Source organism: Parageobacillus caldoxylosilyticus NBRC 107762 (assembly GCF_000632715.1).
Classification (GTDB): Bacteria; Bacillota; Bacilli; order Bacillales; family Anoxybacillaceae; genus Saccharococcus; species Saccharococcus caldoxylosilyticus.
Genome location: NZ_BAWO01000078.1, coordinates 1 through 15,199, shown reverse-complemented (window position 1 = coordinate 15,199; position 15,199 = coordinate 1). Strand labels below are relative to the sequence as shown.

Annotated in this window: 16 protein-coding genes and 1 pseudogene; 14 read left to right on the top strand and 3 right to left on the bottom strand. The window is 44.8% G+C overall.

Annotated features, from left to right (window positions below; translation table 11 throughout):
- Positions 1-18: 18 nt before the first annotated feature.
- The 8 genes from GCA01S_RS17560 (at position 19) to mutL (ending at position 11,837) form a co-directional block, all read left to right on the top strand.
- Complete coding sequence (locus tag GCA01S_RS17560) at positions 19-936, top strand: dipeptidase (RefSeq protein WP_042411968.1); 918 nt, start codon at positions 19-21, stop codon at positions 934-936.
- Positions 937-1,168: 232 nt separating this feature from the next.
- Complete coding sequence (locus GCA01S_RS17555) at positions 1,169-2,905, top strand: 2-oxoacid:acceptor oxidoreductase subunit alpha (protein WP_017437009.1); 1,737 nt, start codon at positions 1,169-1,171, stop codon at positions 2,903-2,905.
- A 2-nt stretch (positions 2,906-2,907) separates the two neighbouring features.
- A complete protein-coding gene (locus tag GCA01S_RS17550; protein ID WP_017437008.1) occupies positions 2,908-3,774 on the top strand; it encodes a 2-oxoacid:ferredoxin oxidoreductase subunit beta in 867 nt (288 codons plus the stop codon).
- Between the two features lie 188 nt (positions 3,775-3,962).
- Positions 3,963-5,534 carry a tRNA (N6-isopentenyl adenosine(37)-C2)-methylthiotransferase MiaB gene (gene miaB, locus GCA01S_RS17545; protein ID WP_042411967.1) on the top strand — a complete coding sequence of 524 codons (1,572 nt, stop codon included), beginning with the start codon at positions 3,963-3,965 and terminating at the stop codon, positions 5,532-5,534.
- 1 nt (position 5,535) lies between these two features.
- Positions 5,536-5,973 (top strand): RicAFT regulatory complex protein RicA family protein, encoded by a 438-nt coding sequence (locus tag GCA01S_RS17540; RefSeq protein WP_017437006.1) that lies wholly within the window; start codon positions 5,536-5,538, stop codon positions 5,971-5,973.
- A 174-nt stretch (positions 5,974-6,147) separates the two neighbouring features.
- Positions 6,148-6,699 (top strand): outer spore coat protein CotE, encoded by a 552-nt coding sequence (locus GCA01S_RS17535; RefSeq protein WP_017437005.1) that lies wholly within the window; start codon positions 6,148-6,150, stop codon positions 6,697-6,699.
- A 691-nt stretch (positions 6,700-7,390) separates the two neighbouring features.
- Entirely contained in the window at positions 7,391-9,973 is a 2,583-nt protein-coding gene (gene mutS / locus GCA01S_RS17530; RefSeq protein ID WP_042411965.1) for a DNA mismatch repair protein MutS, read from the top strand.
- A gap of 13 nt (positions 9,974-9,986) precedes the next feature.
- Positions 9,987-11,837, top strand: coding sequence for a DNA mismatch repair endonuclease MutL (mutL, locus tag GCA01S_RS17525; protein WP_042411964.1), 1,851 nt, complete (start codon positions 9,987-9,989; stop codon positions 11,835-11,837).
- Positions 11,838-11,927: 90 nt separating this feature from the next.
- On the opposite strand, the gene GCA01S_RS19670 is transcribed toward mutL, so the two are convergent.
- On the bottom strand, positions 11,928-12,104 hold the full coding sequence (locus GCA01S_RS19670; RefSeq protein WP_081804219.1) for an Arm DNA-binding domain-containing protein: 177 nt from the start codon (positions 12,102-12,104) through the stop codon (positions 11,928-11,930).
- Between the two features lie 125 nt (positions 12,105-12,229).
- Here GCA01S_RS19670 and GCA01S_RS21120 point away from each other — a divergent pair, with 125 nt between their 5' ends.
- The 3 genes from GCA01S_RS21120 to GCA01S_RS17520 all read left to right on the top strand — a co-directional run bounded on the left by GCA01S_RS21120 (position 12,230) and on the right by GCA01S_RS17520 (position 12,811).
- A complete protein-coding gene (locus GCA01S_RS21120) occupies positions 12,230-12,352 on the top strand; it encodes a hypothetical protein (protein ID WP_255212303.1) in 123 nt (40 codons plus the stop codon).
- On the top strand, positions 12,349-12,516 hold the full coding sequence (locus GCA01S_RS20620) for a hypothetical protein (RefSeq protein WP_169735617.1): 168 nt from the start codon (positions 12,349-12,351) through the stop codon (positions 12,514-12,516). Before GCA01S_RS21120 ends, GCA01S_RS20620 begins: the two co-directional genes overlap by 4 nt.
- 88 nt (positions 12,517-12,604) lie before the next feature.
- Positions 12,605-12,811: an XtrA/YqaO family protein gene (locus GCA01S_RS17520; RefSeq protein WP_017436998.1), complete on the top strand. Its 207-nt coding sequence runs from the start codon at positions 12,605-12,607 to the stop codon at positions 12,809-12,811.
- A gap of 302 nt (positions 12,812-13,113) precedes the next feature.
- On the opposite strand, the gene GCA01S_RS19665 is transcribed toward GCA01S_RS17520, so the two are convergent.
- Together GCA01S_RS19665 and GCA01S_RS19950 are read right to left on the bottom strand one after the other, a co-directional pair.
- Complete coding sequence (locus tag GCA01S_RS19665) at positions 13,114-13,209, bottom strand: YjcZ family sporulation protein (protein ID WP_071532950.1); 96 nt, start codon at positions 13,207-13,209, stop codon at positions 13,114-13,116.
- A 215-nt stretch (positions 13,210-13,424) separates the two neighbouring features.
- On the bottom strand, positions 13,425-13,553 hold the full coding sequence (locus GCA01S_RS19950; protein WP_232620843.1) for a KTSC domain-containing protein: 129 nt from the start codon (positions 13,551-13,553) through the stop codon (positions 13,425-13,427).
- 115 nt (positions 13,554-13,668) lie between these two features.
- On the opposite strand from GCA01S_RS19950, the gene GCA01S_RS17510 reads away from it, so the two are divergent.
- The 3 genes and pseudogenes from GCA01S_RS17510 to GCA01S_RS19655 all read left to right on the top strand — a co-directional run.
- Positions 13,669-14,103 (top strand): hypothetical protein, encoded by a 435-nt coding sequence (locus GCA01S_RS17510; protein ID WP_042411961.1) that lies wholly within the window; start codon positions 13,669-13,671, stop codon positions 14,101-14,103.
- A gap of 144 nt (positions 14,104-14,247) precedes the next feature.
- Entirely contained in the window at positions 14,248-14,547 is a 300-nt protein-coding gene (locus GCA01S_RS19050; RefSeq protein ID WP_052510066.1) for a metallophosphoesterase family protein, read from the top strand.
- 400 nt (positions 14,548-14,947) lie between these two features.
- A pseudogene (locus GCA01S_RS19655) lies at positions 14,948-15,199 on the top strand (transposase); the annotation flags it as partial.

Below are 15,199 nucleotides of genomic sequence, written 5' to 3'. Positions count from 1 at the left end.
TATAGAGGGAGGATATATATGATTTTCGATGCTCATTGCGATGCACTAATGAAATTGTGGATGGATCGCTCGTTATCGTTCCAAGACGGAAAATCGCTTCACGTCACCTTACCGGCGCTGAAAGAGGCCAAGGTCAAGGTGCAGTGTTTTGCCATTTACATACCGGAAACGGTTTCGGAAGAAGCGAGGTTTACCGTTGCGCTGGAAATGATCGATATTTTTTTTGAACAAGTTATCGGTCGTTTTCCAGCGATGAAATTTGTCCGTTCGAAACGCGACATTGATGCGTTGGAAGAAAATGAAATCGGGGCGATGCTAACGCTCGAAGGATGCGACGCAATTGGGACAAGCCTTGTTAAATTAAAAACGTTGCTGCGCCTCGGTGTTTCATCCGTCGGACTGACGTGGAACTGGTCTAATGCTGTAGCGGACGGGGCCTGGGAACGACGTGGCGCAGGGCTTACCAAATTCGGGAAACAAGTCGTTGAGCAGCTGAATGACGCAAAACGCTGGGTAGATGTGTCCCACTTATCGGAAAAAGCATTTTGGGATGTGCTGGAAATCGCACAGTTTCCGATTGCCTCTCATTCGAATACATATCGCTTTTGCCCGCATCCGCGCAACTTGCGTGATGAACAAATTAAAGCGCTTATTGCAAAAGACGGCATGATCGGTCTTAACTTTGTGCCGTATTTTTTAACAAAAGAAAAAGCCTCGATCACCGATGTGCTTCGCCATTTAGAACATGTGTGTTCGCTCGGCGGGGCAAGAAACGTTGGATTTGGCTCGGATTTTGACGGAATCGAGGAGACGGTCAGCGGGCTCGACACGGTGCGTGATTACGCGAATCTGGTCAATGAGTTGCAGAAACATTATTCCGAAGAGGAAGTAGAACGATTTTTATTCCGCAATTTTTATGACCATTTGCCGCAGTAATCGATTGTGGCGCAAATGGCTGAAACATTGGAACGCATGGATAAGTCTAATTTTTTATAAGTTTAGTTGCCGTTTTTTTCCTATAATTCTAGAATTAATTAACGATATTACATATTCGTAAAAAATATTCCTTAAAATGAAAAACATTTATCTGAAAAGTCTAGTGATTTTGTCGGAGAAGTGCTAAACTTATAATTGTAATTTTTTGACCGAATTTAAAGGGGTGTAAGAAATGATTCATCAGCTTTCATGGAAAGTTGGAGGACAACAGGGTGAAGGGATTGAAAGCACTGGGGAAATCTTCTCCATTGCGCTAAACCGTCTTGGTTATTATTTATATGGATATCGTCATTTTTCTTCACGAATTAAAGGGGGGCATACGAACAACAAGATTCGTGTCAGTACGACACCAGTTCGCTCGATTGCTGATGATCTTGATATATTAGTAGCGTTTGATCAGGAATCGATTGACTTTAACTTTCATGAGCTCCGCGACGGTGGAATTGTCATCGCTGATGCGAAGTTTAACCCGACGATTCCGGAACGCGAAGGTATCACGCTGTATGCCGTCCCGTTTACTGATATTGCGACGAATTTAGGAACATCGCTGATGAAAAACATGGTCGCTGTCGGCGCTTCCAGCGCAGTGCTCGGCATTGATATTGACGTGTATGGAGAAGTGGTTCAAGAAATTTTTGGAAGAAAAGGTCAGCAAGTCGTAGACAAGAACATGGAAGCGATCCGCGCCGGGGCCCAATATATGAAAGAGCAGCTTGGCGATCGCATGCAAACAATGAAACTAGCAAAGGCAGATGGCAAAAAGCGGATGTTTATGATCGGCAATGATGCGATTGCCTTAGGAGCTATCGCCGGCGGTGCGCGGTTTATGGCGGCCTATCCGATTACGCCGGCATCGGAAATTATGGAATATTTAATTAAAAAACTTCCGGATTTAGGCGGGGCGGTCATTCAAACGGAAGATGAAATCGCCGCATGTACGATGGCGATTGGGGCAAACTATGCCGGCGCGCGGGCGTTTACAGCATCCGCAGGTCCTGGTCTTTCCTTGATGATGGAGTCGATCGGGCTGGCCGGAATGACCGAAACGCCGCTTGTCATCGTTGATACGCAGCGCGGCGGCCCAAGTACAGGATTGCCGACAAAGCAGGAGCAATCGGACTTATTGGCGATGATTTATGGCACACACGGTGAAATTCCAAAAATCGTCATGGCGCCAAGCACGGTCGAGGAAGCGTTTTATGATATGATCGAAGCGTTCAACCTTGCCGAAGAATACCAATGTCCAGTCATCTTCTTGTCTGATTTGCAGCTGTCGCTTGGCAAACAGACGGTTGAGCCTTTAGAATATGATAAAATTGAAATCCGCCGCGGTAAACTCGTTACCGGTGAACTGCCGCCGTTAGAGAAAAAAGATGATTTTAAACGATATGAAATCACCGAGGATGGCATTTCGCCGCGCGTGCTTCCGGGAGTGCCAAACGGCATCCACCATGTCACCGGCGTCGAGCACGCGGAATCAGGAAGACCGTCCGAGGTAGCAGGAAACCGCAAGGCACAAATGGAGAAACGTTTACGTAAACTGCAACATATCCGGTTCAAAACGCCGGTGCATAAAAACGTCAAACACGATGAAGCCGATTTATTAATCGTCGGTTTTATCTCGACGCGCGGTGCGATCGAGGAAGCAATCGAGCGTCTTGAACAGGACGGCGTGAAAGTCAATCACGCGCATATTCGCTTGTTGCATCCGTTCCCGACAGAGGAAGTGCTGCCGCTTGTCGAAGCAGCGAAAAAAGTCGTTGTCGTCGAGCAAAATGCAACAGGCCAGCTTGCCAACATTCTTAAAATGAACGTCGGACACGCGGAGAAAATTGTGAGCGTCTTGAAATATGACGGAAATCCGTTTTTGCCGAATGAAGTTTATACAAAATGCAAGGAGTTGTTATAAACATGGCGACGTTTAAAGATTTTCGTAACGATGTCAAACCAAACTGGTGTCCAGGCTGTGGCGATTTTTCCGTACAAGCCGCCATTCAGCGCGCCGCGGCAAACATTGGGCTTGAGCCGCACCAGCTCGCCGTTATTTCCGGAATCGGCTGCTCGGGACGCATTTCCGGATACATTCATTCGTACGGCTTTCACGGCACCCACGGCCGTGCGTTGCCGCTTGCCCAAGGAGTGAAAATGGCCAACCGCGATTTAACAGTCATTGCCGCCGGCGGTGACGGCGACGGATTTGCGATTGGCATGGGGCATACGATTCATGCGATCCGCCGCAATATCGACATCACCTACATTGTCATGGACAACCAAATTTACGGCTTAACGAAAGGACAAACATCGCCGCGCAGCGATGTCGGCTTTAAAACGAAAAGCACTCCGCAAGGTTCGGTCGAACCAGCCCTTTCGATTATGGAAATCGCATTAAGCGCCGGCGCAACCTTTGTAGCGCAAAGTTTCTCTAGCGATTTAAAAGAACTGACAAGCTTAATTGAAGAAGGAATCAAACATAAAGGATTCTCGCTTATTAATGTATTCAGTCCGTGTGTAACGTATAACAAGGTAAACACATACGACTGGTTTAAAGAAAATCTGGTGAAAGTAAGCGACATCGAAGGATATGATCCATCTGACCGCGCCATGGCGATGCAAACGGTGATGAAATATAAAGGACTAGTAACGGGGCTTATTTATCAAAACAAAGAGCAAAAATCTTATCAAGAACTGCTTCACGGCTACAGCGAAACGCCACTGGCTGAGGCAGACTTAAAACTAAGCAAAGAAAAATTCGATGAATTAGTTTCTGAATTTATGTAACTTGGAAATCATTCACTCCCAATTAGGTATTGCCTAGTTGGGAGTCATTTTGTTATGATAGCATGTTCCGTATAAAACGGAACAAGAAAAGTATTGTTTAAATTTGTTTGCAATTATATACTATGATAATGTGTATGATGTGGGGAAAAACATCTTTTTTTGCAGTTCTTAATAGAAAGGAGATCATTATGAACGAAAAACAGCGTTTAGAACAAACAGGACAAATTCAAACAGCTGATCATCCAACGGACAAAAAATCCGCATTGGATGCGTTAAAGAAGAAAACGAGCAAGGATTATGAAAAATATTTTACGAGCGTATTTATTCCGCCAAATCTAAAAGAAGCAAAAAAACGCGGAAAAGAAGAAGTAAAATATGTTAAAGACTTCACCATACCGGAGCAATTCCGCGGCATGGGCAACGGCCGCAAGTTTTATATTCGCACGTACGGTTGCCAAATGAATGAACATGACACCGAAGTCATGGCAGGCATTTTTATGGCGCTCGGATATGAGCCGACCGACCGTCCAGAAGATGCAAATGTCATTTTATTGAATACGTGCGCGATTCGCGAAAACGCGGAAAACAAAGTGTTCGGCGAGATCGGCCACTTAAAGCAGCTCAAGCAAAACAATCCGGATTTGCTTCTTGGCGTATGCGGCTGCATGTCGCAAGAAGAATCGGTCGTCAATAAAATTTTAAAACAATATCAATATGTTGATATGATTTTCGGTACGCATAACATTCACCGCCTGCCATACATTTTGCATGAAGCCTACATGTCGAAAGAAATGGTTGTCGAAGTATGGTCGAAAGAAGGCGATGTCATCGAAAATCTTCCGAAAGCGCGCAAAGGCAACATTAAAGCATGGGTGAACATTATGTACGGATGTGATAAGTTCTGCACGTACTGCATCGTTCCATATACGCGCGGAAAAGAACGAAGCCGCCGTCCGGAAGATATCATTCAAGAAGTGCGCCATCTTGCCGCCCAAGGATATAAGGAAATCACCCTTCTCGGCCAAAACGTCAACGCTTACGGCAAAGACTTCACCGATATAAAATACGGCCTTGGCGATTTAATGGATGAGCTTCGCAAAATCGATATTGCGCGCATCCGCTTTACCACAAGCCATCCGCGCGATTTTGACGACCGTTTGATCGAAGTGCTCGCCAAACGCGGCAATTTAGTCGAACATATTCATTTGCCGGTGCAATCAGGAAGCACGGAAATATTGAAATTAATGGGCCGGAAATATACGCGCGAGGAATATTTAGAGCTTGTTCGCAAAATTAAAGCAGCGATTCCAGATGTGGCGTTAACAACCGATATTATCGTCGGTTTCCCGAACGAGACGGAAGAACAGTTTGAAGAAACGCTGTCGCTCTACCGTGAAGTCGAATTTGATTCCGCCTACACATTTATTTATTCGCCGCGCGAAGGCACACCAGCAGCGAAAATGGTTGACAACGTGCCGATGGAAGTGAAAAAAGAGCGGCTGCAACGGCTAAACGCGCTGGTCAATGAAATTTCGGCGCGGAAAATGAAAGAGTATGAAGGAAAAATTGTTGAAGTATTAGTCGAAGGCGAAAGCAAAAACAACCCGAATGTCCTCGCCGGATATACGAGGAAAAACAAGCTTGTCAACTTCATCGGCCCGAAATCGGCGATTGGCAAACTTGTCCAAGTGCGGATTACCGAAGCGAAAACATGGACATTAAACGGGGAAATGGTAGAAGAAGCGATCGAGGTGAAATAAGATGGCAAAATATACACGGGATGAGATTTTAGCGCAGGCGAAACAATTGGCGAAAATGATTGCTGAAACCGAAGAAGTCGACTTTTTCAAGCGCGCCGAGGAAAAAATCCATCAAAATGAAAAAGTGCGTGCGATGATCGAGCAAATTAAATCACTGCAAAAACAGGCTGTCAATTTAAAACACTACGGAAAATACGAAGCACTGAAAAAAGTGGAAGCACAAATCGATGCGATTTACGAAGAGCTTTCACAAATTCCGATTGTTAGCGAATTTCAACAGTCGCAAACGGAAGTGAACGACTTGCTGCAACTCGTCGCTTCTACCATCTCCAATACGGTGACCGATGAGATTATCGCTTCAACGGGCGGCGACGTATTGCGCGGCGAGACAGGTGCACAAATGCGTTATAGTGGAAACGGCGGCTGCGGCTGCCATTAAAGACGAGACGTCCTTCATAAGGAAGGGCGTCTTTTTTATAGCCCAAAAAGTAGTCACATCCGGCGGAAACCACGCATACAATGAACTATACGTAATGATTGATAAACTTATGTTCACATTAGGCGAAATCATGCATAGGATGAAATGAAGATTCATTTGAGGAGGGTTTCTTATATGTCTGAATACAAATACAGAGAAATTATTACAAAAGCGGTCGTCGGGAAAGGTCGCAGATTTACGCAATCCACGCATACAATTACGGCGCCAAACCGTCCATCAAGCATTTTAGGCTGCTGGATTATTAACCATCGCTACGATGCGAAAAAATGTGATAAGACCGTAGAAATCCATGGGCACTATGACGTTAACGTTTGGTATTCGTACAACAACAATACAAAAACAGAAGTTGTCACAGAAACAGTATCCTATACGGATGTAGTGAAATTAAGATACCGCGACGATGACGATATTATTAGCGATGATACGGACATTATCGTTCGTGTCATTCAGCAGCCAAACTGCTTAGAATGCACCATTTCGCCAAATGGAAATAAAATTGTCGTTGATGTAGAGCGGGAGTTTGTCGCCGAAGTCATTGGCGAAACGAAAGTATGCGTGGTGATCAACCCAGAAGGCCACAGCGACGACGATGATTTCGAATATGACAACCTTGATGAAGAATTAGAAGATTTAAGCCCAGATTTATTGCTTGGCGATGAAGAGTAAAACTAGGAAGAAGATCTTCCTAGTTTTTTTTAGGTTGATTTTTGATTTGTTGTTAAATACATATTACCCGCCACGTTTTGGAATCACTATCTCTATTTTCCGTCTGCAAGCAGGATGAAAAATAGTAGTAGTTACTTTTTCTAAAATCGTGGTTCACGGTCATCCCTTTTTCTAATGTTTATTGAAGAAGATGATGATAGTTATAGGGTGAGATCGCACGCAAATCACCTTGTACAGATTGCTTTGTGACAACGGAAGATGTAGGGGGTGACACGAAAAGATCTTGCACGTAAAATATTTCATCATTCTCTAAGGAATGTAAGAGGGAGAGGCTCATTATAAGGCGAATTATAGGAACCACCAAACTGCTTACCGCTTTAGGCGATGTCAGAATCTGAACTTTCTTTTTTCTTCTTTCTTTATTAAATATGTTATAATGAAACGTGTTGAAACGAATCATCGATGCATAAATGTACTTCAAAAATGTCGATATTGGTTCGAAACTAGATACATAGATGAAAACAAGATTTCACGGATACAACGAATCGCGAAGATATTTTTTTAGCGGCTTTATTTTTATGGCGATATACGGATGAAACGCCATAAATGACAAGGTGGCCGCTAATTTCATTGATAAAGAACTTTTTATTGAGAAAAAAGAAACGTAAATTTGCAAGGTTGGAGGAAAACAATGGCTAAATATACGCCAATGATTCAGCAATATCTAGACATCAAGTCGCAATACCAAGATGCCTTTTTATTTTTCCGTCTTGGCGATTTTTACGAAATGTTTTTTGACGATGCGATCAAAGCGTCCCAGGAACTGGAAATTACTCTGACAAGCCGTGATGGCGGCGGCGAGGAACGGGTGCCGATGTGCGGCGTTCCGTACCACTCGGCGCAAGGATATATCGAGCAGTTGATCGCCAAAGGGTATAAAGTCGCAATTTGCGAACAAGTCGAAGACCCGAAAACAGCCAAAGGCGTCGTCCGCCGCGAAGTCGTCCAGCTCATCACTCCCGGCACGGTGATGGAAGGGAAAGGGCTTTTAGAGAAAGAAAACAACTACTTGGCGACGGTGACGCTGTTTGCCGACGATACATACGGCTTTGCCTATACAGATTTATCGACAGGGGAAAATCGCATCACGCTCCTTGCTTCTTTTGAAGACGTGATGAACGAATTGTATGCGATCGGAGCGAAGGAAATTGTTCTTGCCAGTGATTTCCCGAGCCATGAGCAGCAGCTGTTGAAAGAACGATATGGAGTGACGATCTCGTACGAAGACGAGACGGAGATGCCGGAAGGGTTTGGGGCGATCGCCAGCGGACTTGCGCAGGACAAGCTGCGAACCACGTTTGCCCGTCTTCTTCATTACATTATCCGTACGCAAAAGCGCCGTCTTGATCATATGCAGGCCGTTCAAGTATACCAAGTTGATCAGTACATGAAAATCGATTTGTACTCGAAGCGGAATCTGGAATTGACGGAAACGATCCGCGCCAAAGGCCGGAAAGGTTCGCTGCTGTGGCTGCTTGATGAGACGGTGACGGCGATGGGCGGAAGATTGCTGAAACAATGGCTCGACCGCCCGCTTTTAGACCGCCGACAAATCGAACGGCGCTTACATATGGTAGAAACGCTTATCCATCACTATTTTGAGCGCCAGGAGCTGCGCGAGCGCCTTCGCGAAGTATATGACATCGAGCGCCTCGCCGGCCGCGTCGCCTATGGAAATGTTAATGCCCGCGATTTAATCCAGCTGAAAAAATCGCTCCAACAAATTCCCGAGCTAAAAAATATCGTCGCTAACCTTTCCGATGATCAGACACAACAGCTGGCCGACAAGCTGGATCCATGCGCGGAGCTTGTCGAGCTGTTAGAGCGGTCGATTCAGGACAACCCGCCGCTATCGGTGAAAGAAGGGAACATCATTAAAGACGGGTACAATGAAACTCTTGACCGCTACCGCGACGCGAGCCGCAACGGTAAATCATGGATTGCCCAGCTTGAGAGCAAAGAGCGGGAGCGGACGGGAATCAAATCGTTAAAAGTCGGCTATAACCGCGTATTTGGCTATTATATTGAAGTAACAAAGCCGAACCTTCATCTGCTGCCAAAAGGGCGTTATGAGCGAAAACAGACGCTTGCCAACGTCGAGCGCTTTATTACCCAGGAATTAAAAGAAAAAGAAGCGCTTATTTTAGAGGCGGAAGAAAAAAGCATGGAACTCGAATACGAACTGTTTGTCGATATCCGTGAACGCGTCAAACAATATATTCCTCGTTTGCAATCGCTGGCGAAAGCGGTGAGCGAGCTCGATGTCCTGCAGTCGTTTGCCACCGTCAGCGAAGAGCGGCGCTATGTAAGACCGCAATTTTCCGACGACCGTGTCCTCTATATTCAAGGAGGGCGCCACCCTGTCGTCGAAAAAGTGCTCGGAGCGCAAACATACGTACCGAACGATTGCTATATGAACAAAGAGCGGGAATTATTGCTTATTACCGGGCCGAATATGTCCGGAAAAAGCACGTACATGCGGCAAATCGCGCTGACGGCGATTATGGCGCAAATCGGCTGTTTTGTCCCTGCGGAAAAAGCAGTGCTTCCGATTTTTGACCAAGTGTTTACAAGAATCGGGGCGGCAGATGATTTAGTGTCCGGACAAAGCACGTTTATGGTCGAAATGCTCGAAGCGCGCAACGCGATCGTGCACGCGACGCAAAACAGCCTCATTTTGTTTGATGAAATTGGGCGCGGTACATCGACGTATGATGGGATGGCGCTGGCCCAGGCGATCATCGAGTACATTCACGATCATATTGGCGCCAAAACGTTGTTCAGCACGCATTATCACGAATTAACCGATTTAGAGCAGTCGCTTCCAAAATTGAAAAACGTTCATGTCAGCGCCGTCGAGGAAAACGGAAAAGTCGTCTTTCTTCATAAAATCGAAGAAGGACCGGCCGACCAAAGCTATGGCATTCATGTCGCCGAGCTTGCCGAGCTTCCGGCTTCCCTCATTCAGCGCGCCAAAGAAATTTTGACGGAGCTTGAGCAGCAAGAACAGCGAAAAGAACAGCCAAACGGCAAGAACGAAGCGGTGTTCGAACAGCTCAGCATGTTCGCCGAAGAGCTGCCGGCGAAAGAAGAAGCGCGCCTTTCCAAAAAAGAAAAAAAGGCGCTTGAGGCGTTAAAGTCGGTCAACTTATTGGAAACAACGCCGCTTGAAGCGTTAAACAAATTATATGAAATTCAAAAACTATTAAAGTAAAGGAGGCGATGCAATGGGAAAAATTCGCAAGCTCGATGACCAGTTATCCAACAAAATCGCCGCAGGGGAGGTCGTCGAGCGCCCTGCCTCCGTCGTGAAAGAACTGGTGGAAAACGCGATTGATGCCAACAGCACGGCCATTGAAATTGAGCTCGAAGAAGCGGGGTTGGCGAAAATTCGCGTCATCGATAATGGAGACGGCATGGAAGAAGACGATTGCCTTGTTGCTTTTGAAAGGCATGCGACAAGTAAAATTAAAGACGAGCACGATTTATTCCGCATCCGCACGCTCGGCTTCCGCGGCGAAGCGCTGCCGAGCATTGCCTCCGTTTCGGAAGTTGAGATGAAAACAAGCACAGGAAACGGTCCGGGGACAAAAGTGGTCCTAAAAGGCGGGGAACTTGTCAAACACGAACGGACGGCAAGCCGCAAGGGAACCGAAATTACCGTCTCTAACTTGTTTTTCAACACCCCAGCCCGTTTAAAATATATGAAAACGATTCATACCGAACTCGGCCATGTCACCGATGTCGTCAATCGGCTTGCCATGGCGCATCCTAATATTTCGTTCCGCCTCCGCCATCACGGAAAACAGCTGCTTTACACGAGCGGCAACGGCGATGTGCGCCATGTGCTGGCCGCGATTTACGGTATGGATGTCGCGAAAAAGATGATCCCTATCGAGGCAGAATCGCTTGATTTTACGATTAAAGGCTACATTTCCCTTCCCGAAGTGACGCGCGCCTCGCGCAACTACATTTCTGCCATTGTCAATGGACGGTATGTGCGCAACATTCCGCTCATGAAAGCGATCGAAGCGGGATATCATACGCTGCTGCCGATCGGCCGCTATCCGATTGTCCTGCTGTCGATTGCGATGGATCCGGTTTTAGTCGATGTCAACGTGCACCCTGCGAAATTGGAAGTACGTTTTAGCAAAGAGGCGGAATTAAACGAGCTTGTGACCGAGGCGGTTCGCCAAGCGTTCCGGACGCGCACGCTTATTCCAACGATGTCCATAAGCCGCCAGGAAGCGGCAAAACCGAAAGCAGAACAAGCGGCATGGACGTTTGAGCATGTGGTAAAAGAGTCATCTGTGCCAGATCTCGTACAGATGGCAAAGCCGCAACCAACAACTTCTTGGCAGGAAGAAAAAGAAGAAAGCACGCGGATGTTGCCGGAAGAAGACGAACGGGAACAGACGAACGAATATGACGGGTCGATGGAAGCCGAGGAACATGAGGAGCAAGCGGGGGGGAACGGGCAGGAGCACAAAAACGACCGCATTCCGCCGCTTTACCCAATCGGACAAATGCATGGCACCTACATTTTGGCGCAAAACGAACAAGGGCTTTACATTATTGACCAGCACGCCGCCCAAGAGCGGATTAAGTACGAATATTTTCGTGAAAAAGTCGGCGAAGTGACAAACGAAGTCCAAGAGCTGCTTGTCCCGCTGACGCTGCAGTACCCGGCTGACGAATATGTATGGATTGACGCCCATCGCGAGGAACTTGCGAAATGCGGCGTATTCCTTGAGCCGTTTGGACATCATACGTTTATTGTCCGTTCCCATCCGACATGGTTTCCAAAGGGGCAAGAAACGGAGATTATCGAAGAAATGATCCAGCAAGTCCTTGACATGAAAAAGGTTGACATTAAGCAGCTTCGTGAAAAGGCGGCGATTCTCATGAGCTGCAAGCAGTCGATTAAAGCGAACCAGCACTTGCGCGACGACGAAATTTTTGCTCTCCTAGAAGCGTTGCGCAAAACGACTGATCCGTTTACATGCCCGCATGGCCGCCCAATCATCATCCATTTTTCCACGTATGAACTAGAGAAAATGTTTAAACGCGTGATGTAAACACAAAAGCGCAACATCCTTGTTCCATCAAGGGGTTGCGCTGTATTTTTTACTTTGCTACATTTTCCAACCAATCAATCATAAATTCTTTTAAAGTGACTTGTTTAGGTTGGATATATTCGCCTTTTTCGATTTTAGTAGAAGTTGGGCCGCTGCATTTTCTGCATCTTTTTTTGACTCAAAGCCGCGACGTGTGATTTGTTTTCGTTTTCCTGTTTCCGGATCCCTTCCGAGATCTATCGCCTCCGCGCGAATCAATGAATCCATTTGTCTTTTTTGAACAAAATGGTTTTGGTGTGATTGGCAGCTACATAGGTGAGAAAATGTAAACTCTAAATTGACGCTGGAAGAAATTTAGCGGGAATATGAACGTGTAGATGGGGAGAATCACGATGGATTGGTCCAAGGCGACGCTCAAACAACTAGTAACCATTCTACGCTATGAAGACTGCCCTGCTTGCTACAAGCAGCTGGCACGCAATGAAATCAAATGTCGATTGGAGGAGGTAACATGAACTGTAAATCATTACACAGTCCAGTCACGATTAGTTATCTGACACTGGAGGAATTGGAAGCTTACCGAAAACGACCTCGGTCAAAATATTACGACCATGACAATCGCCGGCTGATTGATTGGCGCTGGCCGAAAAGTCGGAAGCGGAAAGGTATGTCGAAATAATCCGAAATTCAATTGCTTTACGAAAACAAAAAAGCCGGGATTTCTCCCGACCGCCCACCACAATTGTACCACACGTGGAGGGATTCCGGTGAAAAGAGCACAAGAGTTGCAGATTGATATAAATAACATGACCGTTTCGCATCCTGTTGTTCCAGGAAAGGTGCTTGTTCTTGTCATCGATGGAGTGCAAGGAAAAGCGAAAGCAGCAGAAGCAGTTGAGCATGGTTTTACCATCATTGAAACGGCAAAAGGGAAAACTGCCCGAATCAAATATGAGGAAAGCGAGTTGTTTTGAGGTGAACATTCTCGTTCACGTTTACGAATGCCAGGACTGTGATGTTTTATTCGCTGTTTCGCAAAGTTTTGAAGAACATCATCTTCTGCAATGTCCTGTTTGCAAGATGGACAAAGCACTTTGCGAAGTGTCGTCCGGAGAGTTACGCATACAAGCAAAAGCACAGCAATTCGTAGTTCCAGAAGGGCAAACAGATATTTACAAGTTTTTGGAGTAGAGAGGGAAACACAAGAGTAATTGTGCTTACAAAAAAGGACGGATCTATATGACCCATCCTATAAGGCTTTTAAACGGATTCTAGATTAGTAACCACCGAAGAAACAGCTACATCCAACAATAATTAAAAGGATAAACAGCACAACAATTAAAGCAAAGTTTGAGCTCAAGCCATATGACATTTTGTAAACCTCTCCTTTTTTAAAAGGATAGTACATCCTATGTAAAACATAACGAGCCTGTATAAGATAAAAAGCCCAGGTAATGAAAAAATGATGAATCAGTTTAGCATTTCGTTGACATGGGCGGTGACATGGTGTGAATCAGGGGCAGAAGAAGCTGAAGAACACAATTAGGAAACAACAGTGATAGTTCTGTTTATTAAATCTCATACTGATCATGAGGTGATAACATGTTCTGGCACGTTGTAATACTCATAAGTGCCGTTATGGAATTCGATTCTTAATGTTTGTGATATCGGATCGTATCCAACAGCTCTTAAATTTGATGCAACTACAGGATGCATAATCATGACATTTCACCTCCCTTATTTTGCATTTATTCTTTGCATTTATTCAATAAATTAAGAATATCCTTTTGTTGAATGAAAAAAGAAAAAATACAAAGGAGGGGCTTAAATTTTGAAAAAAATTAATATGAAAACAGAATTCATTAATTGTTTGGATAAGGCGTTTGAGTTGGCGGCAAATGGATTTTCAGAAGTTGATAAAAGTGATATTTATATGACTTATTTAACTGGAACTTTTCTAGTGTCGGGTAAATTTAGCAAGTTAGAAAAAATTAATGTTGAAAGCAGAGAAGAGTTGTATAAAGATTTAAAAGAAAAACTGTCGTCTCAAGGTGTTAACGTATTTTCTTTGGCTCTCGCAATAAATAAAATAAAAAGAAAACAATATGAGAAAGAAAAAATTGAAACTTACGACCATGATAAAATCATTATTTTGGAGGATGTAACAATTAAAGAACTAAGCAGCAACACAATTTTAAATACAGAATATTTTGTATTGTTTACGGATCAAATAGCAGGGATAATCCCAGGTAAATTAGAATCGTAAAAACAAACGCCTTTTTTGAAGGTGTTTTATGCTATAAGATAATTATTATCGAAACTGTACGTGATCGAATTCTAAAACATATGTATTTTAAAAATAGATGCAAAAAATGAAAGTAGGAATATATCAATTTAGGAGATGAACCAATTGAAACGAGTTGCCGCACTTTATGACATTCACGGAAATGGTTTTGCATTGCAAGCGGTAATCGAAGAATTGGAAAAACGATCCGTTGACACAGTTGTCATCGGAGGAGATGTGGTTTGGGGACCACAGCCAAGAGCCGTAATGGATCGCCTTCAAACCCTCCAGGAAACAATGAAAGTTTATTTTATCAGGGGAAATGCCGATCGGGAAGTATATGAATATTCGCAAGGGGTTTTTACTGCAAATCCGATGATCGATGACGTCAATCGCTGGTGTATCGAACAACTATCCAAAGAATAACTTATAGAGCTTAATGAATGGCCGGAATCTTGCGTACTCCAGATCGACGGATTGGGTGAAGTTTTATTCGTACATGGTTCTCCGCGCAGCGATGACGAAGCCATTCGCATTCATACTCCCGAAAAAGAAGTGATTCCGATGATTCAACAGGTTCAACAATCCAAAAAAGTTAGCTTTTGAATTATATGGGGAAGAAACAAAAGACCGCTTACTGCATAAGTAGAGGATGTCCCAAAAGTGTTCGCATAGCGTTCGCTTTTCGGACACCCTCCTTTTTTTCGCAAAAAAAATAAGAAAACCGTTCCTCTTTTGGGGTATAACAGAGTCACCACAACCCTACCAAAGAAAGGGCGGTTTTCTTATGTACATTTATTATAACTGAGATCAACTCATTTTGCCAATGGATCTTGAAATTTTCATTCCAGAACATCATCTTTGCCGGATCGTGGATCTGGCAGTGGAAAAAATGGATCCAGCTCTGCTTGCTTCCCTCTATCCCCGGCGGAGGGCGTCCTGCCTATCACCCGAAAATGATGTGGAAAGTCATCCTGTATGCCTACGCCAATCGGATCTACTTCTCTCGCCAAATCGACAAGCAGTTGAAAGAAAACATTTACTTTATGTGGCTATCCGGCCATCAAACACCGGATTT